Origin of the sequence: Caulobacter sp. BE264 (assembly GCF_031457805.1) — a bacterium.
In the GTDB taxonomy this organism is placed as follows: Bacteria; Pseudomonadota; Alphaproteobacteria; order Caulobacterales; family Caulobacteraceae; genus Caulobacter.
Genome location: NZ_JAVDXI010000006.1, coordinates 61617 through 84863 on the forward strand (window position 1 = coordinate 61617; position 23247 = coordinate 84863).

Genomic DNA, 23247 nt, shown 5'->3' on the forward strand with positions numbered 1-23247 from the left:
TGCGATGGCCCATCAACGGCGCGAGGTATGGGAAGTTCCCACACGCCCGGCGGCTTGCAACGGACAGGCGCACGGCGAAGGGCTTAAGCCCGGCGCGCTTTGTGCTACATATGTTCCATGTTTCCCGACACCGACTCGCCGAACCCCACCGAGGATTTCCCCGGCGACCTGCCCTCCCCGCGCATTTCCGACCTGGCTCGAGCGCGTCCGCCCGCCGGCGCTGCGCCCGGCTACCTCGACGGTCTGAACCCCGAGCAGCGCGAGGCGGTCGAGACCACCGAAGGCCCGCTCCTCGTCTTGGCCGGCGCCGGCACCGGCAAGACGCGTGTGCTGACCACCCGCCTAGCCCACATCCTCGCCACTGGTCGCGCGCGTCCGTGGGAGATCCTGGCCGTCACCTTCACCAACAAGGCCGCGCGCGAGATGCGCGAGCGGATCACCCACATCATCGGCCCCGAGGCCGAGGGCCTGCGCTGGCTGGGCACCTTTCACTCGGTCGCAGCCCAGATCCTGCGCCGCCACGCCGAGTTGATCGGGCTGAAGTCGAGCTACACGATTATCGACACCGATGATCAGGAGCGCCTGCTCAAGCAGCTGATCGAGGCCGAGAACATCGACGCCAAGCGGTGGACGCCCCGCATCCTGTCGCAGATCATCGACGGCTGGAAGAACCGCGGCTGGACGCCTGACAGGGTCCCCACCAGCGAAGCGGGCGAATTCGCCAACGGCAAGGGGATCAGTCTTTATCGGCAGTATCAGGAGCGCCTGCGCATCCTGAACGCGTGCGATTTCGGCGACCTTTTGCTGCACAATATCAGCCTGTTCACCGGCCATCCTGACGTGCTGGACGAGTTCCAGAAGCGCTTCAAATACGTGATGGTCGACGAGTATCAGGACACCAACGTCGCCCAGTACCTGTGGCTGCGCCTCTTGGCCCAGGGTCGGCAGAACGTCTGCTGCGTCGGCGACGACGACCAGTCGATCTATGGCTGGCGCGGGGCCGAGGTCGACAATATCCTGCGCTTCGAGCGCGACTTCCCCGGCGCCAAGGTCGTGCGTCTGGAGTGCAACTACCGCTCGACCGAGCACATCCTCGCGGCCGCGTCTGGCCTGATCACCGCCAACAAGGGGCGCCTGGGCAAGACCCTGTGGACCCCGGCCAAGGGCGGCGAGAAGGTCAAGGTCAGCGGCGTCTGGGACGGCGAGGCCGAAAGCCGGATGATCGCCGACGAGATCGAGCGGGCCAAAAAGTCAGGCCGCAAGTACAGCCAGATGGCCATCTTGGTCCGGGCCAGCTTCCAGATGCGCGCCTTCGAAGAGCGCTTCGTGATGCTGCAAATCCCCTACAAGGTGGTCGGCGGCCCGCGCTTCTTCGAGCGCGCCGAAATCCGCGACGCCCACGCCTATCTGCGCTTGATCCAGTCGCCCGACGATGACCTGGCCTTCGAGCGGATCGTCAACACGCCCAAGCGCGGCATCGGCGACACCTCGGTGCAGAAGCTGCTGCAGATCGCCCGGCTGGAAGGGATTTCGACGGTCGACGCCGCCCGGGCGATCATCGCCAGCGACGAACTTCCGGCCCGCACGCGCACCGCGCTCAGCAACTTCATCCGCGACCTCGACCGCTGGCGCTCCCTGGTTGGAACGCTGCACCATCAGCGCCTGCTCGAGACCGTGCTCGAGGAAAGCGGCTATACCGACGCCCTGCGCTTGGACAAGGGCCCGACCAGCCAGACGCGTCTGGAGAACCTGAAGGAACTGGTCCAGTCGATGGGGTCCTTCGACACGCTCGAGGGCTACCTGGAACACGTCTCGCTGGTCATGGACCTGGACCGCGAGGCCACCGGCGATGCGGTTTGGATCATGACCCTGCACTCAGCCAAGGGCCTGGAGTTCCCTGTGGTCTTCCTGCCCGGCTGGGAGGAAGGCGTGTTCCCCAGCCAGCGCAGCATGGACGACAAGGGCGAGAAGGGCCTCGAGGAAGAGCGTCGCCTGGCCTATGTCGGCATCACCCGGGCGCGCGAAGAGGCCCGGATCAGCTTCGTGGCCAATCGCCAGGTTTACGGCCGCTGGACCAGCCAACTGCCCAGCCGCTTCGTCGACGAACTGCCGATCGCCCACGTCGATGCGGCCTCGGAAACCGGCTACTATGGCGGCGGCCCCGGCATGCAGTCGACGGCGGCCTCGCAGTGGGACAATCCTGGCGCCAGCGCGTTCCAGGCCGGCAGCTACGAGAGCCCCGGCTGGAAGCGGGCTCAGGAGCGGACCTCGGGCTTTGGCGAACGCGGCGGCTCCTGGCGCGGAAACCAGGGCGTGCGCGCCGGCTCGGCGGCGCGCTCTGCGCCAATCGAGGGGGAAGGCCGTCTGGTCGCCGTTTCCGCCCCCGCCAACAGCGCCTTTTCGCGCGGCGATCGGGTGTTCCACGTCAAGTTCGGCTACGGCAAGGTCGCCGCCATCGAGGGCAACAAACTGACGGTCGCCTTCGACAAGGCCGGCGAAAAGAAGGTGATCGACAGCTTCGTCGAGAAGGCCTGATCAGCGCTCGGGCTTCAGCCCGGGTCGGACGCCGTCATGCTCAGGCTGCGCCTCGCTGGGGCGCGGCCCCAGCGTCTCCCAGGCGCCGACGGCGATCAGAACCAGGGTTGTCAGCCACGATAGCGCCAGCGGCTGAAGAAACGGCGACGCCACGCCCAGTCCCGCCAGGCCGGCCAGACCCAGAAGGCGCGACAGAGACCAGCGCCGAAACACCGCCCGCTTGAACAGGAGCGCGCCCAGCAGGAACAGCGCGGGCCCGCCCGTCAGGGCCAACGCCACCTTGGTCTCCATGTGGCCGACCGGATGGTGGATCACCCACTCGTCCCCCACCGCGGTCACGATGATCCCGGCGATGATCGGCAGATGGGCGTAGGTGTAGGCTACGCGGGCGATCGCGCCCGGATCGCTCGATTCCGCGATCGCCTTGCTGGCCGCCTCGGCCGTGGACGAGAAATAGATCCACCACATGGCCAGGCTGCACAGGAACGCCCCGCTGAAGGCGGCCATCACCGACGCCTCCCACTCCAGACCAATGACAGTTGTTCCCGAGATGATGATCGACTCGCCTAGCGCGATGATGGTGAACAAGGCGCAGCGCTCGGCCATATGGCCGCCCTCGACGTTCCACTCCGAGGTCTTGGTGCGACCAAGGCCGGGCGTCCAGAAGCCGACGGCGGCCGAGACATATTCGATCGCCAGCGCCAGCCCCCAAACCAAGAGCCGCGCCTCGCCCTCGACAAATGCGCCGGCGATCCAGAACAGGCCGGCGAAGGAAAGCCAGGCGGTGATCCGCAGAAAGTTGGCGCGGTGCCCTTCATCCTTCCACGCCGTCCAGAGGAAGAAGGCGCTGCGCCCCACCTGGATGAAGACGTGGGCTGCGGCGAAGGCCATGCCCCTCGCGCCGAAGGCGTCGGGGATCGAAGCCGCCAGCACCATGGCGGCGGCCATCATCACGAACAGCATCAAGCGGACTGGCCCACGCTCCGGGTCCAGCCAGTTCGTCACCCAGGCGGTGTAGATCCACGACCACCAGACCGCGAGCAGCAGCACCGCCGCGTGTAGGAGCCCCGGACCGTCGGGATGCTTCAGCACGACATGCGAAAGCTGGGTCACGGCGAAAACGAAGACCAGGTCGAAGAACAGCTCGGCATAGGTCACGCGCGCATGCTCGTCGGCATTGCGAGCGCGCAGCAAGCTGGGGACGGTCTTGGCCATGGCGTCATCCTAACGCATCAGCGGCCGCCGGGAATGGAGAACCAAAATCTGCCTGATGCGCTATGCCGACATGGAACGCTTGGATCTCCTCCTTGGCCATCTCAAGGCCTTTGCGACCACCCGCCCTATGGCCTATGGCGCGCCCGTCTGCGCCGTGGTTGGCGCGCTGGCGGGCCTCGCGATGCAAACCGGTCCGCAGGATGGGCCTTACCAGCCTGACATGGAGCCGGCGCGATCAACGCCCCAGGCGATGGCGGAGCCGATCTCTTACCCTTCGGGGACCCTGCCTGACTATGTGGTGGGCACCGACTTTCTGAAGGCGACGCAGCCTCCCCCCGCCGTCTACGCGTCCTACGAGCCTCCGCCCCTGCCGCCTCCGCCCGAGCTGCCGCCCTACGCGCCGGCGCGCCCAGCGCCGCCGCTGGTGGCGGAGGGCGCGCGATGGGCGTCCGAACACGGCGACATCCTGAACGTGTCGCTTCCCGAGGATCATCCGTCAGCGCCCGCGGACAATCTGATGCTCGCCGACGCCGCCGCCACCGGCATGACGTCGCGCTGAAGGCTCGCTTTTCGCCGGCTTTGCCGCTAACGGAGCGGCATGACCGACTATACGCCCCAGCAGATCGTCGCCCGTGGCGCGCGCCTCGAGGCCGAGACCGCCGCCGACGCCATCGACAACCATCCCGGCCTGGAAGGCGCCACCTACTCGATCCTGGAAGAGGACGAGGATCGCGGCGTCTGGCGCATCGACGCCTTTCCGACGACCGACGAGGAAGACGCCAGTCTGATGGCGCTGCTGGGCGAGTACGACCTGAAGGTTTCGCGCGACACCCTGGCCGACGCCGACTGGCTGGCCATGGCCCTGTCGGGCCTCCCGCCGGTGCGCGCGGGGCGGTTCTTCGTCTATGGCATGCACGATCGCGGTCGCTTGCCGGCCAGCACCGTCAACCTGCGGATCGAGGCCGGCGCGGCGTTCGGCACCGGCCACCACGGCACCACCGTCGGCTGCCTGCAGGCCTATGACCGCCTGATCAAGGCGCGCAAGTTCAACAAGGTGCTCGACGTCGGGGCCGGCACGGGCCTGCTGGCTATCGCCGCCGCCCGCACCGGCGCCAAGCTGGCCGTCGGCACCGACATCGACAAGCCCAGTGTGCGGATCTCCAAGGAGAACGCCCAGGTCAACAAGGCCAACGCGCGCTTCGTCCACGCTTCGGGCCTCTCGAACCGCCTGGTCGCCGAGAACGCGCCCTACGACCTGGTCTTCGCCAATATCCTGGCGCGCCCGCTGATCAGCCTGGCCCAGGACATCAAGCGCGCCCTGGTCCCCGGCGGCACGGTGATCCTGTCAGGCCTGCTGCGCACCCAGGAGCGGATGGTCAAGGCCGCCTACCTGTCGCGCGGCTTCAAGGTGGTGACCCGCATCCACCGCGACGCCTGGGCGACCCTGGTCCTGCAGCGGCCGTAGATATCTGAAATCCAATCCTCCCCTCTAGGGGGAGGATTGAACATCTTCCCTGCGCGCCCGGACGAGCCTAAATCCTCCTCATGCGCCAGACCTTCGACGAATCCACCGATCCCTCTTTCGGCCCCAAGCACGTCCCGCTGATCCGCCAGGCTATGGCGGCGCAGGGGCTGGACGGCTTCCTCGTGCCGCACGAGGACGAGCACCAGAACGAGTACCTGCCCGCCGCCAATGACCGGCTGGCCTGGGCCAGCGGCTTCACCGGCTCGGCCGGGGCGGGCGTGATCCTGAAAGACCGCGCCGCCGTCTTCGTCGACGGCCGCTATACCCTGCAGGTCCGCGAGCAGGTCGATCAGGGCGTGTTCGAGATCCGCGACCTCGTCGAGGGCGGCGTGCCCGCCTATCTGGAAACCGTCTCGAAGGGCGACGTCATCGGCTATGACGCCCGCCTGCACAGCCCCGCCGCTCTGGACGGCCTGAAGGCCGCCGCCACCCGCGCCGGCGCGGTGCTGAAGCCCGTCGAGGCCAACCCCGTCGACCAGGCCTGGGGTTCGGCGCGTCCGGCCCAGCCGATGGCCCCCGTCGTTCCGCAGCCCCTCGAACACGCCGGCGAAGAGTCCAGCGCCAAGCGCGCTCGCGTCGGCGCTTCAGTTGCGGCGCTGGGCGCCGACGCCGCCGTGATCACGGCTCCGGCTTCGATCGCCTGGCTGTTCAATGTGCGCGGCGGCGACGTGATCCGCACCCCGCTGCCGCTCTCGCAAGCCATCCTGAACGCCGACGGCACGGCTCGCCTGTTCCTGGAACCGGCCAAGGTCACGACCGACCTGCCGGCCTGGCTCGGCAATCAGGTCTCGCTGGAGACCCCGGACAAACTTGAGGCAGCTTTGGCCGAGCTGTCGGGCAAGAGCGTCGTGGTCGACCCCGCCCAGTCCTCGGCCTGGTATTTCGACACCCTGATCGCCGCCGGCGCCAAGGTGGTGCGGGCGATGGATCCCTGCACGATGCCGCGCGCCTGCAAGAACGCCGTGGAGCTGGAGGGCACGCGCGAGGCGCACCGCCGCGACGGCGCAGCGCTGACCCGCTTCCTGCACTGGCTGGCCACCGAAGGTCAGGTCAATCCGCCCGACGAGAAGGAAGCCGTCGCCAAGCTGGAGGCCTTCCGCGAGGCCACCGGCGTGCTGAAGGACCTGTCGTTCGACACCATCGGCGCGGCCAACGGCCACGGCGCCCTGCCCCATTACCGCCCGACCGAGCGCAGCAATGAGCGCGCCAAGATGGGCTCGCTGCTGCTGGTCGACAGCGGCGGCCAGTATCTGGACGGCACCACCGACGTCACCCGCACGGTCGCCATCGGTGAGCCCTCGGCCGAGATGGTCCAGCGCAACACGCTCGTCTTGAAGGGCCACCTGGCCATCGCCCGCCTGCGCTTCCCGGCCGGCACGACCGGTTCGGCGATCGACGCCCTGGCGCGCATGGCGCTGTGGGCGCACGGCCTGGACTATGACCACGGCACCGGCCACGGCGTCGGCGTCTACCTCGGCGTCCACGAAGGCCCGCAGCGGATCTCGAAGGCGCCGAACACCATCGCCCTGCAGCCCGGCATGATCGTCTCGAACGAGCCTGGTTACTACAAGGACGGCGAATACGGCATCCGCATCGAAAATCTGGAAGTCGTCATGCCCGCCGAAGACGTGCCGGGCGGCGAGCGTCCGATGCACCGCTTCGAAGCCCTGACCCTGGCGCCCATCGATCGTCGCCTGATCGACAAGATGCTGCTGACGGCCGAAGAGATCGCCCAGTTCGACGCCTACCACGCCCGCGTGCTGCGCGAGATCGGGCCTCGTGTGGAGCCTGAGGTGCGGGCCTGGATGGAAACGGCCTGCGCGCCGCTTTAGGGAGAAATCCTCTCCCCAAGGGAGAGGTGTCGGCGAAGCCGACGGAGAGGGAAGTCCGACTTCCCCCTCCGGTCGCTTCGCGACCGCCTCCCCCGCTCGGGGGAGGATTTGATGCCCCCTACCGGATCCGCGTCCACTTCTGCGTCTTGCACAGCGGCGCGACGATGCAGCCCTTGAGCTTCAGCTCGGTGTTGCTGACCAGCTCGATCGTGCCGGCGTAAACGCCGCCGTCCTCGGGATTATAAACCTTGCCGCCGCTCCACTTGGTGGGACCGCCGCTGAAGTCGTAGAGCATCTGCAGGTTCTTCAGGGTGCGGCTGCGCTGGCTCTCGTCCTTGTTCTTGATGTCCTTCAGACCCGGATTGGTCTTGATGTGGTCGGACGTCACCAGCTTGCCGCACAGGCTGTTGCCGCAGCGCGCGATCTCGACCTGACCGCCATTGCCAGGCGTGGCCCAAAGCCCCGTGACGTCAGCGGCGAAGGCAGGCGCGGCGGTGGCGAAGCTGGCGCCGAGCACGGCGGCGGCGATCATGGCTTTGCGGATCATCTAAGTCTCCCTGTTCACGCGATCAGCGTGCGTCTTGGTCGCTTGGTTGCGCGATCACGTCTCTCGGAACAAGCGTTCGCACGAAATCGCGGCGAGAATTCGGAAAGCAGTCAGGTCACGCAAAACGGCGACGCGCCCCGGTCGCCGCGCGCGAAGGCCTGTAGCTATCAGGGTCGAGACGCCCCGGGGTCATGCCCAGGCGTTGCGGCAACTCGCGAACATGGGACAGCGCGTTCAGGCCCGTCGCCGCCAAAGCCACGCGACCGCAGGCATAGGCGTCGGCCGCCGCGTCGTGGTGAGCGAAATCCACGCCCAGGTGACCGCAGACCACGTTCAGCTTGTGCGACGGCAGCTCAGGCCAGACGCTGCGCGCGACTTGCACCGTACACAGATAGTCGAAGCCTGGGGCCTGCACGTCGTAGTGCTCGCAGGTGCGCCGGATCACGCTGATGTCGAACGACGCATTGTGCGCCAGGACCAGCGCGCCCTCCAGCTCCGGCCGCAGGCGCTCCAGCACGTTCGGCCACTCGTCGGCGTCCGCCACGTGCTCGGGCCGGATGCCGTGAAAAGCCATGTTGAACCCTGCAAAACGGTTGCCGGGCGGGCGGATATAGTGGTGTTCGACGCGCGCGATCTCGCCGTCCTCGATCCAGGCCAGACCGATCGAGCACGGGCTGGCGCGCTGCTCGTTGGCGGTCTCGAAATCGATGGCGATGACCTTCATGCGCCCACCAGCGCCAGCCACTCGTCCTCGGTCATCACCTGGATGCCCAGGTCCGTCGCCGTCTTGAGCTTGGAGCCGGCGCCGGGCCCGGCGACCACCAGATGGGTCTTCTTCGACACCGAAGACGCCACCTTGGCCCCCAGGCCCTCCGCCTGGGCCTTGGCTTCGTCGCGGGTCATCTTCTCCAGCGAACCGGTAAAGACGATGGTCTTGCCCGCCACGGCGGTGTCGGTCTTGGGCTTGGCGACCGGCTGGATGTCGAGCTCGGCGACGAGGTTGGCGACCTTCTGGCGGTTGTGATCCTCGGCGAAGAACCGGGCCAGGGACTGGGCCGCGACGGGGCCGACGCCATCGATGGCGGCCAGATGCAGATAGTCCTCGCCCGGCGCGCCCGAGGCCGCGGCCGCCAGCCCCTTGGCGAAGGCGTCCCAGGTCCCATAGCGCTGCGCCAGAGCCGCACGCGCCGGCTTGGTCAACTTGGGAACGGCGTGGCCGATCTTGATCTCTAGGTCCTCGGTCTGCGGCCAGGGATCGGCGACGAGGCCGCCCTTCCCGGCCTCGATCAGCATGTCCAGCGCCTTGGGGCCGACGCCGGGAGCCGTCGAAAGCTCGAGATAGGTCTCGCCGGGCAGCGCCCGCGCGGCGGCCTCGGCGGCGGCCTGCAGGTCCTCGAAGCGGTCGAAGTTGCGGGCCAGCACCGTCGATGTGGTCTCGCCGATGTCGCGCGCGCCTAGGCCGTATATCATCCGGTCAATGCCGATCGTGCGCCGCGCCTCGATCCCCTTGACCAGATTGGCCACCGAGGTTTCGCCATAGCCCTCGCGTTCGCGCAGGGCGGCCAGCTTGTCCTCATCGCGGGCCAGCTTGAAGATGTCGGCCGGCTCGGTGATCCAGCCCTCCTCGAAGAAGGCCCGCAGCTGCTTTTCGCCTAGCCCTTCGATGTCGAACGCCCGGCGAGACACGAAGTGGCGCAGGTGCTCGACCCGCTGGAAAGGACAGGCGAACTCGCCGGTGCAGCGCCGCACCACCGATTCCTGCCCGGACGCCGTGACCTCACGCGCCAGCGGCGTCTGTAGCGGACACGGGCAGACATGGGGGAACTCGTAGGGCGGCGGCGCAGGATCGGGCCGCGCGTCCAGCGCAACCTCGACGATCTGCGGGATAACGTCCCCGGCCCGCTGGATGACGACCGTGTCGCCGATCCGCACATCAAGCCGTTCGATCTCGTCGCCGTTGTGCAGGGTGGCGTTGGTGACGGAGACGCCGCCGACCGTCACCGGCTTCAGCCGGGCCACAGGAGTGATGGCGCCGGTGCGACCGACCTGAAGGTCGATGGCTTCCAGGAGCGTCCGCGCGCGCTGCGCCGGGAACTTGCGGGCGATTGCCCAGCGCGGCGAGCGCGAGACGAAGCCCAGCCGACGCTGCTGCTCGAGGTCGTCGACCTTGTAGACGACGCCGTCGATGTCGAAGCCCAGGGTCGGGCGAAGGGTCTCGAACTGGGCGTAGACGTCGAGCAGCCCCTGCGCGTTCTCCACGCGCTGGGCGGGCGGCGCTGTGGTGACGAAGCCCCACTCGGCCAGCTTCTCCAGCGCGCCCCACTGGGTCTCGGCGAACGGCTCCGAGACCAGGCCCCAGGCGTAGCCGAAGAACCGCAGCGGCCGCTGGGCGCTGATCTTGGGGTCGATCTGGCGCAGCGAGCCGGCGGCGAAGTTGCGGGGATTGGCGTAGGTGCGCTGACCGGCCTCGTCGGCGGCCTTGTTGAAGGCGGCGAAGGCCTCGAGTTCGACATAGACCTCGCCGCGCACCTCAACGACGTCGGGCCAGCCTGAGCCCTTCAGGCGGTGGGGGATGTCAGCGATGGTGCGCAGATTGGCGGTGACGTCTTCGCCCACGCGCCCGTCGCCCCGCGTCGCGCCCTGAACCAGGACGCCCTTTTCGTAGCGTAGCGAAGCCGACAGACCGTCGATCTTGGGCTCGGCGGTGTAGGCGACCGTCTCGGACGGCGGGATCCGCAGGAAGCGTCGGATGCGGGCGTCGAACTCGATCGCCTCGTCGTTCGAGAAGGCGTTGTCCAGGCTGAGCATCGGCACGCCGTGCTCCACCGGCGCGAACTGCTCGGCCCGCGCCGCGCCGACCCGCATCGACGGGGAATTGTCGCGCACCAGATGCGGAAAGCGGGTCTCGATATCCAGGTTGCGCCGCTTCAGCGCGTCATACTCGGCGTCGCTGACTGTCGGGTTGTCCTGTTGGTGATAGGCGATGTCATGCGTCGCCAGCAGGTCGGCCAGACGCTCCAGTTCCTCGACGGCCTGGGCTTCGGTGAGGTCGGCGACGGGGATCTGGGACACGGGGCGAATCCGGGTGGCGTGGGACGCAGGCAGGTTAGCAACGCGGCCCCGGCGGGGGGAGTCGCCGATGCGCTCGCCCGTCAGGCGAAACTTGGCCCACCCCTTGCGGCGTCGTGAGCGAAGGAGTTTCCGATGTTCAATGCCGGCACAGGTTTCGCCAAAGCGAGCGCCACGCCTGTCCTGTCGCGGGACGGTCCGTTGGACGCCCTGCGCTTCCTGGCGGCCCTGTTCATCGTGCTCTACCACGTGGCCGAGCGGGCGCCGGTGTCGCTGTTCAGCCTCTCGCCGGCCTTCGGGCGCGGCTATCTCGCGACCGACTTCTTCCTGATGCTGTCCGGCTATGTGCTGGCGAGGACCTACGGATCGCGTATCGCAAACAGCGAGGTCGACACCTGGACCTTCCTGAAGCGCCGCGTGCAACGGATCTGGCCGCCGCACCTCGTCATGCTGGCCCTGTTCGTCGCTTTCTTCCTGGCCACCACGGCGATTGGCCTGGCGCCGCAGAACCCGCAGTGGTTCCAGTGGGACCAGCTACTGCCGCAGATCTTCCTGGTTCAGGCCTGGTTCGTGCCGGGAACCTCAGGCTGGAACATGCCGACCTGGACCCTGTCGGCCCTGATCGTGGCCTACGCCCTCTTCCCGATGGTCTGGCGCAAGGTCGCCGCCAGCGCCCGTCCGCTGCGACTACTGGCCATGGGCGTCTGCGCCTGGATCATCATCGACCAGGCTGCGCTGCTGGCCTTCGGCGTGCCTAGCTATCAGTTGCCGCTGCGCTTTGGTCTGATCCGCGGCGTGCCGCTGTTCCTGATCGGCGTGCTGGTCGCGCGCCTGCCGATCACGCGACTGGCTGAGCAGCAGGCCCTGCCGCTGGCGGTCGCCAGCCTGGCCATGGTCATCGGCGTCCAGGCCCTTGGGAACTTCGACTACTTCAGCCTCGCCCTGCTGGCGTTCCTGATCTACGCGGCCGGCGCCGCCAAGCCGCGCGCCTGGCGCTGGGCGGGCGCGGCCGGTCGCCTGTCGTTCCCGCTGTTCCTGACCAACACCCTGACCGCCGTCGTCTGGTTCGGCCTCGTGCAGATGCTCGACGCCAAGCTTGGCCTGCCGGTCGCCGCCCAATGGGCGTTGTGGGCGCTGGCCATCCCCGCCACGATCGCGGCGGCCTGGCTCTTCGAGCGGCTGGTGGACGCGCCTTTGCAGACCTGGATCAAGTCGCGGTCGCGCGAGGCGCGTGCGCCGGGCGTCGGCAAAATGCGTCAGGCCTCGGCGTAAGCGCCTCTCAGAACCGATCCCTCCGCCGGAGCGCAAGGCCCGCCCCGCCGACCAGCGCGGTCGTCAGCAGGACGCCGGCCAGCAGGGACAGCGGCCAGCTTCCGACCGCCGGCGCGGCCCGATACTGCGGCGCGCGCGCGAAGTCGGCGCGGTCGAACGGGCGGTCTTCGAACAGGTACGGATAGTAGAACCGCCGAAGCGCGCCGTGGAACGCGCGGATGCGGTCCTGGTAGGCGATCTGCGCCGCAGGATCGGTGGCCGCCAGCCGGTGCAAGGCCAGTTGCGTCGCCACGCCCGGCGTCACCAGCCCAAGCCGCTCGCTCCAGGCGGCGCGCTCCAGTACGCCCTGCCGATACTGGCGCGACAGGTCGCCGGCCCGTTCGTCCCCGACCTGGTGGAACGCGAAGTACCATTTCCAATGGAACGCCTCGCCCAGCGGCGCAGTGTTCCGCCACTGCGGATGGGTGCGGAAGAACGCGTCCATGGTTTCAGACTTGGGAATGTCCCAGGCGCGATGGACCGCCGTGCGCTGGGTCTGGCCAAGCTCCATGCCCTGGCGCAGCGGGATGGCGCTGTTGAGCACCACATGACCGATCGCCGGAACGATCAGGGTCAGGGTCATCCAGGCCGCCGCGAGGGTCATGGCGTTGGCCAGCGAGCTGCGCGCAGCACGGGCGACCACCAGGCACAGGACGATCCAGAAGGCCAGATAGGCCAGCACCACCGCCAGCACCGCTCCAACCTTCCAAGGCGCCGTACCGGCGATGAGGGCGCCCACAAAGAACGGGAGCGCCAGCGCCAGGAAGAGACCCAGCGCCCGAACGATCAGACGCGGTCCCCACAGCGCCGAGGGCGCGCCGACCGAGGCCTCCAGGACCCGCAGCCGTCCCGCCTCCCGCTCGCCCGACCGCAGGTCATGGAACAGCAGGATCACGAACAGCGGGGCCAGATAGACCAGCACGAAGGCGAAGTCGAAACGCCCCGGAAGCGCGGCTTCCGGATTGCCGATCTCCCCCTCATAGAGCTGCGCCTCCAGGCCCAGGGCCCGCACCCGCAGGACATAGGGCGACACATCGCGGGCGCCGATGGCGGCGAACGCCAGGTCCGACGGCGGATCCCAGGTGGCGTGGAAGGTGTAGTAGGCCGCGCTGCCCGGATCCTTCTCGCGCGAGACCCAGTCGGTGATCGCGGCGACGTCGGACGCCTGTTGCGGTCCGATCCGGGCGATGACGGCCTCCTGACGTGCGACCTCGACGAGGCCGGCGCCGACGGCCACAGCGGTGAGCGCAAGCAGGGCGACCATGGCCGCGACGACTGATTTAAGGCCCAGCAGGAAGCGGACTTCTCGAAGCAGGGCGTTCATGCGGCCCTCCGGTTCAGGCGGCGGCCGGCGCGGACCGCAAGCAACGCTCCGGCGACGAGCCAGAGCAACAGGGCCGCCAGCGCCGGCAGGGCGCGGCTGACGACATCGGCGGCCGAGGGGCGCGTCGGGTCGAAGTGGGGCATGGCGCGCCAGTGGTCGGCCGAGATGCGGCTGCGCGCCTCGGCGGCGGCGTTCTTGCTCTTGGCGGCGTCGTCCGCAGCGGTGACCGCCGTGGCCTGCAGGCGGTTGAGGCGCTGCACGAGGTCATAGCGATAGGCTTCGGCCTGTTCGAGGAAGCGGCGGTAGGCGAAGAGGTCCGTCTCGGCCAAGGTCATGGACACACGGCGGATCGCCACGGTCGGGCTGACGATGGCCAGGGCGTCCATCACCCGCCCCTGCGCCTCCATCGCGCCGAAGGCCTGGTCGGCGTAGCGGTCGAACAGGCTGGACGTCAGCTTCTCGCCTTCGATGGCGAGCAGGCCCCGATAGTTGACCGGCAGGTCCTCGACCCGCGTGACCCCATACTGCTTCAGCGTCTTCTGCTTGAAGGCCGCGAAATAGGGGTCGTTGGGATTGTGGCTGTCGCCCATCGCGCGCAGGTCGCGCTGGACGGCGATGTCGGTCTCCACGCGCGTCGGCAGCGGCGCCAGGGCGGCGGCGGCCTCAGGCGCGACGCGCGGAACCAGCACCACCATGAACGCCCAGGCGCCGACCAGACCGATCAGGGCCGAGCGGCTGCGATTGGCCGTGGCGGAGACGCCGATGATCAGAAGGGTCCAGAAGGCCAGATAGGCGACATAGCCCAGCGCGGTCAGACCGACCGCCGAAAGCCGCGCGCCGCCGCTGGCGCCGAGCCACAGCAGTAGACCAAAGGCCGGGGTCGCGATGGCCAGGGCCGCAAGGCCCAGCGCCAGGGCCTTGCCGCTCAGCAGCGCGCCGCCGGAAATCCCGGCCAGCAGCGACTGGCGCAACGTGCCGCGCTCGCGCTCGCCCGCGATCATCCCGGCGCCGATGAACACCAGCAGCAGCGGCACGATCACCTGCAGCACCAGCGCGGGCGACAGTTGCCCGAACCGGACGAGCAGCGAGGACTGACGCGCATCGCCGAAATTGGCGCTGTTCTGCCGATGACCTTCGAGGAAGATCATGTTGCCGGTATAGGCCTCGACGCCGGGGTCCATCGCCGCCAGGCCGCTGGCCGGCCGGATAGCGAAGTGGCCAAAGTGCACGACCCGGTGCGGATGCCGGTTGGGCTGGGCGGCGAAGTCCTGGTCGGCGGCGTGCTGCAGACGCTCGCGAAGACCAGCTTGATCGGCCTGATAGGCGTTCGAGGTCAGCGCTGCGGCGAAGGTCAGCAACGCAACGAGGATCAGGCCGGTCAAGGCGACCCGGCTCCGAACAAGGTGACGCAGCTCGTTGCGCGTCACCGAAAGGATCACGCTCATGCCGCCCGCGCCCTCGAGAAGCGGTTGTGCAGGGCGCGAAGGTCGAAACGCTCAGGGCCCTCGGCGACCATCTCGTCGCTGATCCGTCCCCGCTCGAGGAAGCCGATGCGGTCGGCGATGTCGGCGACGCCGATCAGGTCGTGGGTGACAATCAGGATCGCCGCCCCTTCCCCGCGCAGGCGCGAGACCAGGGCGTTGAAGTCGGCGGTGGCGCCCGGATCAAGGCCCGAGGTCGGCTCGTCCAGCAGCAGCACCGACGCGCGGCGCAGCACCGCCAGGGCGATGGCCGTCTTCTGCCGCATGCCCTTGGAGAAGCCCGACACCCGGCGCTCCCAGGCCTCTTCGGCGAGACCGACCGTGCGAAGCGCCTTGTTGATCTCGTCAGCGACGGGGCGCAGGCCCGCAAGGCGCAGGAAGTAGTCGATGTTCTCGCGCGCGGTCAGGTGCTCGTACAGCGCCACGTTCTCAGGGATGTAGGCGATGGCGCGGCGCACCTCGGCGGGCTCCGACACGGGATCGCGGCCAACTACGCGAACGCGTCCGGCGCTGGGACGGACAAAGCCGAGGATCGCCTGCAGCGTTGTCGACTTCCCCGCGCCGTTGCCGCCGAGCAGGCCATAGACCTCTCCGGCCCTGACCGTCAGGGCCAGATGATCGATCACGTCTCGATCGCCGTAACGCACCACGAGATCCACAATCTCGATCGCCTTGTCGCCATCCACGGTCTTCACGCCACCCTCGCAAGCCTCTGCGGCGCCGCTTGCGCCATCAAGTAATGTTATATCGTAACAATTATCTTGACCGTCGATCAACCCCTCGCCTATTCGACCGGCCCGACCCAGACCGCCGTTCTCCAGCGAGACCCAAACATGACCACCAAGGCCCTCCTGTTCGCCCTTTGCGCGGGCGCCTCGCAGTTCGCCTTCGCCGATCTGGCTGTCGCGCAGGACAAGGCCGACGAGGTCGAGAGCGTCGTCGTCACCGGCTCGCGAGCGGCTAGCGCCAGCATCAACGGCGTCATCATCGACCCCATGCGGCTGCCGCAGAGCGTGCGGGTTCTGGACGAGGCGCTGATCGTCGACACCGGCGTGACCAACCTGTCCGACCTCTTTGATTTCGCCGGCGGCATGGCGCGCCAGAACAGCTTCGGCGGGGCGTGGGACGCCTATGCGATCCGCGGGTTCTCGGGTGACATCAACCAGGGCCCGGACCTCCTAGTGAACCGCTTCACCGCCAATCGCGGCTTCAATGCGCGGCGCGACGTGGCGACCGTCGAGCGCTTCCAGGTGCTCAAGGGGCCTGCCTCGGCCCTGTCGGGTAAGGGCGAGCCCGGCGGCTCGATCAACATCGTCACCAAGGCGCCGACCGAAACCGCCCAAGGCTCGGGCGAGCTCTCCTATGGCAGCTTCGACGCCAAGCGGATCATGGGCGACGTCAGCGGCCCGGTGGGCGGCGGCGTCTCAGCCCGCATGATCATCGTCTATCAGGACACCGACGGTTGGCGCGATCACGTCGGCAGCGACCGCCTGTTGCTGGCCCCGTCGCTGGCCTGGACGCCCTCAGACGACCTGCGCCTGCTCTATCAGCTGGAGGCCAACACCGTGCACTTCGTGCATGACCGAGGCCTGGTGGCGGTCGCCGGCAATGGGAAGGCCTTGCCGCGCGAGCGGTTCCTGGGCGAACCGAACGACGGCGACATCACGCAGAAGACCCTCCAGCACCAGCTGACGACCACCTACAACTTCAGCCCGAGCGTCGCGGTGGAAGCCGGCGTGCAGTATCGCGACGGCTCGTTCCGGGGGCAGTCGACGCATAACGGGTCACTGGTCGGAAGCCAGCTTCGCCGCCAGCTGCGCATCCACGACTACACCTGGGACGATCTCTCCGGGCGGATCGAGGTCAGCTTCGATGGCAAGCTCGGCGGCCTGGAACACCAGCTGCGCGCCGGCGCCGACGCCTTCACCTACGAGCAGCACCGGATCTTCTATCGCTTCAGCCCGACGGCCGCCTCGCCGTACGCGATCGACATCTTCAATCCGGTCTACGGACAGGCCAAGCCGGTCGCGCCGCTGAACCAGAACGTTCTGGAGGACCTGCGCGGCGAGAGCCTCTACCTGCAGGATCTGGTGACGCTGAACAGCCAGTTCACCCTGCTGGTCGGCGTCCGACAGGACTGGATCCGCCAGAGCAACACCAACCTGCGCAACAATACGGTCACCCGGCAGTCGCCCTCGCAGGCCTCGCCGCGCGCGGCCCTGACGTGGGCGCCGAACGAGAGCTTCTCGGCCTATGTCAGCTGGGGACGCTCGTTCCGCTACAACCAGGGCGCCGACGCCACGGGCGGCGCCTTCGCTCCCGAGAAGGGCGAAGCCTGGGAAGCGGGCGTGAAGTGGGACCTGGCCGGTCGCCTGACGGGCGCCGCGTCGCTGTTCCGCATCGACAAGGAGGACATCCTGGTCAATGACCCGGCCAACAGCGGCTTCTTCATTCCCGTGGGCAGCGCGCGCAGTCAGGGCTTCGAGGCCGAGGCCAATCTGCGCCTGCCCAAGGGGATCACGGCTACCGCCGTCTATGCCTACACCGACTCCGAAATCACCCGCGACACCCGAACCAACATGATCGGCAGCGCTTTGAGCAATATCCCCAAGCATTCAGGCGCGCTGTACGCCAACTGGCGCTCGGCCGGCGAGGCGCCGGGATCGGTGACCCTGGGCGGCGGGGTCGTCTATGTCGGCGAGCGCGCGGGCGACGACGTCAACACCGGCTTCAAGCTTCCGGACTATGTGACGGTGCGCGCCAACCTCGCCTACAAGGTGTCGAAGGCTGTCTCGCTGCACCTGGATGTCGAGAACCTGTTCGACACCTATTACATCGAAAGCTCGTACAGCAACGTCTGGATCACGCCGGGCGCGCCGCGCACGGTCACGGGCCGGCTGCGCGTGAGCTTCTAGCCCCCCCAGCGTTCGCGCCGGTCGGCGGTTCTCGATCGAGCGCGAACGCCAGAACCGCCAAAAGAAAAGCCCGGCGGATGGCCGGGCTGGAATAAGTAGGGAGGAAACGCCCCGGGAAGGGCAGAGGCTCTCAGCCTCACGCGAGTGATCTATGTTCACTTTCGACGCGTTCAAGGCCGCTCCTGAAAGATTCTTCACGCGCGGCCCGCTTGGCTTGCCGGGGCCGTATGATATGAGCGCCCTCGACGAATGAGGGCGTGCGCCCGAAGCGAGCGCCAAGTCCATGTCTGATCCGACCGACCCCGCAGACGACGTTCCCGCCGCGCCGGCGCGCAAACCCCGGCGGCCGCGAAAGCCGCGCGCCCAGACCGTCATGACCGAGGCTGCGGGTCTGGATCCCGCCGCGCCGGACGCCACGCCGCCAAAACCGCGCCGCGCGCGCAAATCCCGCCGCGCCCAGCCCGAAGCGATCGCCGCCTCCGAGGCCGAGGCGCCGCCCGCCGCGGTAGCAACCCAAGACGACGCCGATCTCTTCGAGCCCGCCGTAGAGGCCGAGACCGACTCTGAAGACGTCCCGGCGGAAACCGAAGCGGCTGCAACGCCTGAGACCACGCCCGAGGCCGCCCCCGCGACCGAAGCCGTGGCCACGCCAGAGCCGGCCGTCTCGCCTGAGGCCCCCGCCCTCGTCGAGCCTGAGGCTTCGGCCAAGCAAGAGTCCCAGGCGGGGGTTGAGGCGGTCGAAGCCCCAGCGCCGGAAAAACCCGCGCCCGCCGCCAAGCCGCCGATCTGGAAGCGCCCCGCGTGGCTCGTCGGCGCCGGCGCCGTGGCGCTGCTGGTGATCGTGCTGCTCGCCTCGCTGTTCTGGTCGCTGCCGCTCAGCCGCGCGCTGGAGCCGCTCGACAATTCCGCCATCGTGCTGGTGGCCGAGGACGGTTCGCCGATCGCGCGTCGCGGCTCCTACAAGGAGGCGCCGATCGATGTGGCCAAGCTGCCGGCCTATGTGCCCGGCGCCTTCATCGCCATCGAGGATCGTCGCTTCTACAGCCACATGGGCGTGGACCCCAAGGCCATCGCCCGCGCGGTGGGCCGTAACGCCCAGGCCGGCGGCGTCTCTGAAGGCGGTTCGACCATCACCCAGCAGCTGGCCAAGAACGCCTTCCTGTCCAGCGACCGCAACCTGCGCCGCAAGGCCCAGGAGGCGCTGATCGCGGTCTATCTGGAAGCGCGCCTTTCAAAGGACGAGATCCTCTCGCGCTACCTATCGTCGGTCTATTTCGGCGACGGCGCCTTTGGCCTGCGCGCTGCGGCCCGCCACTATTTCGGCAAGCCGCCCGAGCAGCTGACCATCGGCGAGGCGGCGATGCTGGCGGGCCTGGTCAAGGCGCCGTCGCGCCTCGCCCCTACCAACAACATCGAAGGCGCCCGCGAGCGCATGCGCGTGGTCCTGGGGGCCATGGTCGAGACCAAGACCATCACGCAGGCGCAGGCTGACGCGGTGGGCGAGGTGTCGCCCGTCGAAGCCGAGGAAAAGCTGCCGACCGGCTCCTACTTCGCCGACTGGGCCCTGCCCCAGGCCCGCGCGCTGATCGGGGCTCGCTACGGCGAAACCGTCGTGAAGACGACGCTGGACCCCGAACTCCAGGAGAAGGCCGAGCGCATTCTCAACGACTATATCGAGCGTGACGGCGAGGTGCTCAACGTCACCCAGGGCGCCCTCGTGGCCATGCGCAAGGACGGTCGTGTGGTCGCCATGGTCGGCGGGCGCGACTACAAGCAGAGCCAGTTCAATCGCGCTGACGCCGAGCGTCAGCCGGGTTCGGCGTTCAAGCTGTTCGTCTATCTGGCCGCCCTTCGCGAGGGCATGACCACAACCACGCCGATCCTCGATACGCCCGTCCAGGTCAGCGGCTACATGCCCAAGAACCATGAGGGCAAGTATCACGCCCGCGAGGTGCCCTTGATCACCGCTTTCGCCGGCTCGTCGAACGTCGCGGCGGTGCGTCTGGCGCACGACCTGGGTCCCGCCAGGGTCATCAAGGTGGCGCGCGAGCTTGGCGTCACGGAAGAGATTCCGTCGGATCTGACCATGGCGCTCGGCACCGGGCCGATGAGCCTGACCCGCCTGACCGCCGCCTATGCGTCGGTGGCCGCCGGCGAATACCCGATCGTCCCGCACGGCGTGGCCGACTTCAAGAAGCCCAGGACCAAGGCCTACGACCCCAAGGTGTTGGCCAACATGCGCGACCTTCTGCGCTCGGCCACCCATCGCGGCACTGGCCTGGAAGCCGCCATTCCCGGGGCCTATGGCAAGACCGGCACAACCCAGGATTATCACGACGCGATCTTCGTCGGTTATGTCGGGGATCTCGTCGTCGGCGTCTGGCTGGGCAATGACGACAACAGCTCGATGAACGGCGTGGTCGGAGGCGGCGAGCCGGCGAAGATCTGGAAGGCGTTCATGCTGTCGGCTCTGGGCCGCGATGTCGCCCCGGTCGTCGAAGAGGACCCCCTCGAGGATCTGGGGCTGCCGCTCGAGGGCGAGCTGGGTCCCGACGGCCTGCCGCTCGCGCCGTTCACTCCCGAACCCGGCGAACCCGCGCCGCCGCCGAATGGCGGCGTCCCGCTGGCGCCGCCGCCTCCCGAGCCGCGCCCGTAGGATCTTACAGTCAAGCTTCGTCCGCTCACGGACACTTTGTCGTAAAACTGTCGTCGAACCGTGACAAAAGCCCGTCACCCGTCTGGCACGCTCCCCCTGCGTCCGGACCACACAGGATTTGACGACATGAACAAGCTTATCGGCGCGGTCGCCACCGTCGCTCTGCTCGCCGTCGCCGACCAAGCCCACGCGGCTCGCGACCAAGTCTGGGCCGCCGGCTCCTCGACCGTGTTCCCGTTCTCGACGCGCGTCGCCGAGAACTTCGCCAAGAAGACCGGCAAGAAGTCGCCCAAGATCGAAAGCCTCGGCACCGGCGGCGGCATCAAGATGTTCTGCGGCGGGACGGGCGAGAAATTCCCCGACATCGCCAACGCCTCGCGTCCGATGAAGAAGTCCGAGTTCCTAGCCTGTCAGAAGGCCGGCGTGAAGGACATCATCGAGATCAAGATCGGCTTCGACGGCATCGTTGTGGCGTCGAACAAGAAGGGTCCCGACTTCAACTTCAAGCTTGAGCAGCTTTACCTCGGCCTCGCCGACCAGAGCCTGCGCGGCGGCCAGGTGGTCAAGCAGCCCTACAAGATGTGGAGCGAAGTCGGCCCGGGCCTGCCCAAGGCGCGCATCCTGGCCTATGGCCCGCCGCCGACCTCGGGCACCCGTGACGCCTGGATCGAACTGGCCATCGAGGGCGGCGCCGCCAAGCTGCCGACCCTGGCCAAGATGAAGGCCGCCGACGAGAAGAAGTTCAAGGCCACCGTCTCGCCGATGCGCACGGACGGCGGCTGGGTCGACGCGGGCGAGAACGACAACGCCATCGTCGGCACCATCGAGAAGACCCCGAACGCACTGGGCGTGTTCGGCTATTCGTTCCTCGAAGAGAACGGCTCGCGCATCAAGGGCGCTTCGGTCAACGGCGTTAAGCCGACGGCCCAGACGATCGCCAGCGGTCAGTATCCGCTGTCGCGTTCGCTCTACATCTACGTGAAGAAGTCCCAGATCGGTGTGACGCCGGGCCTGAAAGAGTTCGTGACCGAGTTCGTGTCGGACGCCGCCACGGGTCGCGGCGGCTACCTCCAAGGCCGCGGCATGATCCCGCTGCCCCCGGCGGTCCACGCCCAGATGAAGCAAAAGGCCAACGCCATGACGCCGATGCCGGCGCCAAAGAACTAGTCCTCGCCAAAGGTGAGAACGATGGAGGCGGTCGCTGGCGCGGCCGCCTTTTTCGTGCGCGCTTGGCGGCTCACGGTTCCTCCCGGGCGGCGACGCACCGCCAGGTCCGCCGATCCGCCACGTGCTCGTGGAAATCGGGCGTCAGGTCCGCATCATCGTCCAGGCAAGCGGCGGCGATCGCCAGGATGCGACCCGAGAACGGATCGCCCAGCGCTGTCCCACATCGCGCGCAAAAGCAGCGCGTGAACCGCAGCGGGGGCTCGGGCGCGTAGCGGGCGACGAGATTGCGCCCCGAAACCCAGGAGAACGCCTCGGCGCGAACATAGGCGTAGGCGCTTGATCCAGACTTGCGACACCGCGAACAGTGGCAGACGCCGACCATGGCCGGACGCTCGAACAGTTCGAACCGAACGCCGCCGCAACAACAGCTTCCCTTGATCGCCACACGCGGTCTCCTTGATCTCTCAAGGACCGTGCGCCTCCCTTGCCGCCAGCGATGTGTCAGCAGGCTTTGATCGCGGCTGAGGCGGTGCGTCGCACCCTTCTAGGGCTGAGCCCCCTCTAGCGTGTCCGAGAGGTCATGCCCGCTGCGGCCGCGTCGTCGGCGACCTGCGGGTCAAGCTCCGGCGCAGGTCCGTTCTGACGGACCGAAGGGTTGGCGGGCGTCTCCGGCGGCGGCGGCGCGACTTCCGCTTTCGCCGGCGGGGGCGGGTTCGACCTGGCGGCCATGGCGGCGGCGGCGGCGTTGTCGGCGGCGGTCCGCGTTTCAGCCGGCCCGTCTTCGTAACCACCGCCGCTCGACGTCAGGAACAAGATGGTCCCGAAAGTGGCCAGAACGCCGACGATGAACCCCAGCAGAAACAAACCAAACGGGTTGCTACGACGCTCGCTCATTCTACGGGTCCGCCATCCACGCCGACTTGGGCTTTACCGCCGGCTACCATGGTCTAAACGGACGAGCCAGAGCTTGGTTACCGAATTCGGCTAACAGGCGAGCCGCGGCTCAGGTCCCCGTCCACTTGCGGACCGGTCCGACGTCGACATGGACGAAGTTGCTGGTCGGGTAGTAACCGACGCCGCCGACGCCAAGGTCGAGGGCCGCAGCGCGGACATGCTTGAGCTCGACATCCTCCAGGAAGATGTCCATCGCCTTGCCGTCCATGTGCAGGCTCTTCTTGGCCACCTCGCCGCTCCGCTTTGACAGCAGCCGGTTGGTGGCCGGCGAGCGGTAGCCCGAGATCACCTGAAACGGCGACTTGCTCTCGGTCTTGCGGGCGATCTGGTCGAGCAGGTCGTAAAGGCCCCGGTCCATCGGATGGACCTCGTCGTTGCGATAGTCGCGCAGCACCTTGTCCAACGCGCTCACCGCGTCCGGCACATAGGCGCCTTTCTCCCAGTAGACCGCTTCCAGCTTCTCACCGGTATGAACGTTATGCAGATGCACCCAGCGCGGCTCGACGGCGGTCGCGAGCTTTGGTGGGTCGATCGAGGCCACCGTGGCGGCGACGGTCGTCGGTGGAGGAACCGGAGCGGCTTGAGGGAGCTTTCCCTCCAGCAGCGCGCCGATGATGTCGTCGTCGGCGCGCGCCGCCAACGGCAGAAGTCCGACCCCGATAGCGCCCAGCCCCCACTGGAGCAGCTTACGTCGTTGCATGAGTACGCCTTACCCG

The 23247-nt window shown here is 68.0% G+C and carries 18 protein-coding genes; 8 read left to right on the forward strand and 10 right to left on the reverse strand.

What is annotated here, in order from left to right:
• Nucleotides 1–117 precede the first annotated feature (117 nt).
• Nucleotides 118–2535, forward strand: a complete 2418-nt coding sequence (locus tag J2X45_RS15125; protein ID WP_310216236.1) for a UvrD-helicase domain-containing protein — start codon at nt 118–120, stop codon at nt 2533–2535.
• Here the strand turns inward: J2X45_RS15125 and J2X45_RS15130 are convergent, their stop codons facing one another.
• A complete protein-coding gene (locus tag J2X45_RS15130) occupies nt 2536–3750 on the reverse strand; it encodes a low temperature requirement protein A (protein WP_310216238.1) in 1215 nt (404 codons plus the stop codon).
• 55 nt (nt 3751–3805) lie between these two features.
• On the opposite strand from J2X45_RS15130, the gene J2X45_RS15135 reads away from it, so the two are divergent.
• The 3 genes from J2X45_RS15135 to J2X45_RS15145 all read left to right on the forward strand — a co-directional run bounded on the left by J2X45_RS15135 (nt 3806) and on the right by J2X45_RS15145 (nt 7107).
• On the forward strand, nt 3806–4309 hold the full coding sequence (locus J2X45_RS15135) for a hypothetical protein (protein ID WP_310216240.1): 504 nt from the start codon (nt 3806–3808) through the stop codon (nt 4307–4309).
• Nucleotides 4310–4348: 39 nt separating this feature from the next.
• Entirely contained in the window at nt 4349–5215 is an 867-nt protein-coding gene (locus J2X45_RS15140; protein WP_310216241.1) for a 50S ribosomal protein L11 methyltransferase, read from the forward strand.
• A gap of 80 nt (nt 5216–5295) precedes the next feature.
• Nucleotides 5296–7107: an aminopeptidase P family protein gene (locus J2X45_RS15145; RefSeq protein WP_310216243.1), complete on the forward strand. Its 1812-nt coding sequence runs from the start codon at nt 5296–5298 to the stop codon at nt 7105–7107.
• A 118-nt stretch (nt 7108–7225) separates the two neighbouring features.
• Here J2X45_RS15145 and J2X45_RS15150 read toward each other — a convergent pair whose 3' ends face one another.
• The 3 genes from J2X45_RS15150 to ligA all read right to left on the reverse strand — a co-directional run bounded on the left by J2X45_RS15150 (nt 7226) and on the right by ligA (nt 10726).
• Nucleotides 7226–7654, reverse strand: coding sequence for a DUF2147 domain-containing protein (locus tag J2X45_RS15150; protein ID WP_310216246.1), 429 nt, complete (start codon nt 7652–7654; stop codon nt 7226–7228).
• A 115-nt stretch (nt 7655–7769) separates the two neighbouring features.
• Nucleotides 7770–8399, reverse strand: coding sequence for a 3'-5' exonuclease (locus tag J2X45_RS15155; RefSeq protein WP_310216247.1), 630 nt, complete (start codon nt 8397–8399; stop codon nt 7770–7772).
• Nucleotides 8375–10726 carry an NAD-dependent DNA ligase LigA gene (gene ligA / locus J2X45_RS15160; protein ID WP_310216248.1) on the reverse strand — a complete coding sequence of 784 codons (2352 nt, stop codon included), beginning with the start codon at nt 10724–10726 and terminating at the stop codon, nt 8375–8377. The genes J2X45_RS15155 and ligA overlap by 25 nt, the downstream gene beginning before the upstream one ends.
• Nucleotides 10727–10858: 132 nt before the next feature.
• Between ligA and J2X45_RS15165 the strand changes: the two genes are divergently transcribed.
• Entirely contained in the window at nt 10859–11995 is a 1137-nt protein-coding gene (locus tag J2X45_RS15165; RefSeq protein ID WP_310216250.1) for an acyltransferase, read from the forward strand.
• A 7-nt stretch (nt 11996–12002) separates the two neighbouring features.
• Here J2X45_RS15165 and J2X45_RS15170 read toward each other — a convergent pair whose 3' ends face one another.
• From J2X45_RS15170 to J2X45_RS15180, 3 genes are read right to left on the reverse strand one after another with little or no spacing between them, the layout of a single operon-like run.
• A complete protein-coding gene (locus J2X45_RS15170; RefSeq protein ID WP_310216253.1) occupies nt 12003–13358 on the reverse strand; it encodes a DUF3526 domain-containing protein in 1356 nt (451 codons plus the stop codon).
• Nucleotides 13355–14803 carry a DUF3526 domain-containing protein gene (locus tag J2X45_RS15175; protein WP_310216255.1) on the reverse strand — a complete coding sequence of 483 codons (1449 nt, stop codon included), beginning with the start codon at nt 14801–14803 and terminating at the stop codon, nt 13355–13357. The genes J2X45_RS15170 and J2X45_RS15175 overlap by 4 nt, the downstream gene beginning before the upstream one ends.
• Nucleotides 14800–15525, reverse strand: coding sequence for an ABC transporter ATP-binding protein (locus J2X45_RS15180; RefSeq protein ID WP_310216734.1), 726 nt, complete (start codon nt 15523–15525; stop codon nt 14800–14802). The genes J2X45_RS15175 and J2X45_RS15180 overlap by 4 nt, the downstream gene beginning before the upstream one ends.
• Before the next feature lie 147 nt (nt 15526–15672).
• Here J2X45_RS15180 and J2X45_RS15185 point away from each other — a divergent pair, with 147 nt between their 5' ends.
• The 3 genes from J2X45_RS15185 (at nt 15673) to J2X45_RS15195 (ending at nt 21577) form a co-directional block, all read left to right on the forward strand.
• Nucleotides 15673–17754: a TonB-dependent siderophore receptor gene (locus J2X45_RS15185; RefSeq protein WP_310216257.1), complete on the forward strand. Its 2082-nt coding sequence runs from the start codon at nt 15673–15675 to the stop codon at nt 17752–17754.
• 283 nt (nt 17755–18037) lie between these two features.
• Entirely contained in the window at nt 18038–20410 is a 2373-nt protein-coding gene (locus J2X45_RS15190) for a transglycosylase domain-containing protein (RefSeq protein WP_310216259.1), read from the forward strand.
• Nucleotides 20411–20536: 126 nt separating this feature from the next.
• Nucleotides 20537–21577: a substrate-binding domain-containing protein gene (locus tag J2X45_RS15195; protein ID WP_310216263.1), complete on the forward strand. Its 1041-nt coding sequence runs from the start codon at nt 20537–20539 to the stop codon at nt 21575–21577.
• A gap of 70 nt (nt 21578–21647) precedes the next feature.
• Here the strand turns inward: J2X45_RS15195 and J2X45_RS15200 are convergent, their stop codons facing one another.
• From J2X45_RS15200 to J2X45_RS15210, 3 genes are all read right to left on the reverse strand, one after another.
• Nucleotides 21648–22022, reverse strand: coding sequence for a GFA family protein (locus J2X45_RS15200; RefSeq protein ID WP_310216265.1), 375 nt, complete (start codon nt 22020–22022; stop codon nt 21648–21650).
• Between the two features lie 116 nt (nt 22023–22138).
• Nucleotides 22139–22471, reverse strand: coding sequence for a hypothetical protein (locus J2X45_RS15205; protein ID WP_310216266.1), 333 nt, complete (start codon nt 22469–22471; stop codon nt 22139–22141).
• A 109-nt stretch (nt 22472–22580) separates the two neighbouring features.
• Nucleotides 22581–23231, reverse strand: a complete 651-nt coding sequence (locus tag J2X45_RS15210; protein ID WP_310216268.1) for a DUF882 domain-containing protein — start codon at nt 23229–23231, stop codon at nt 22581–22583.
• Nucleotides 23232–23247 lie beyond the last annotated feature (16 nt).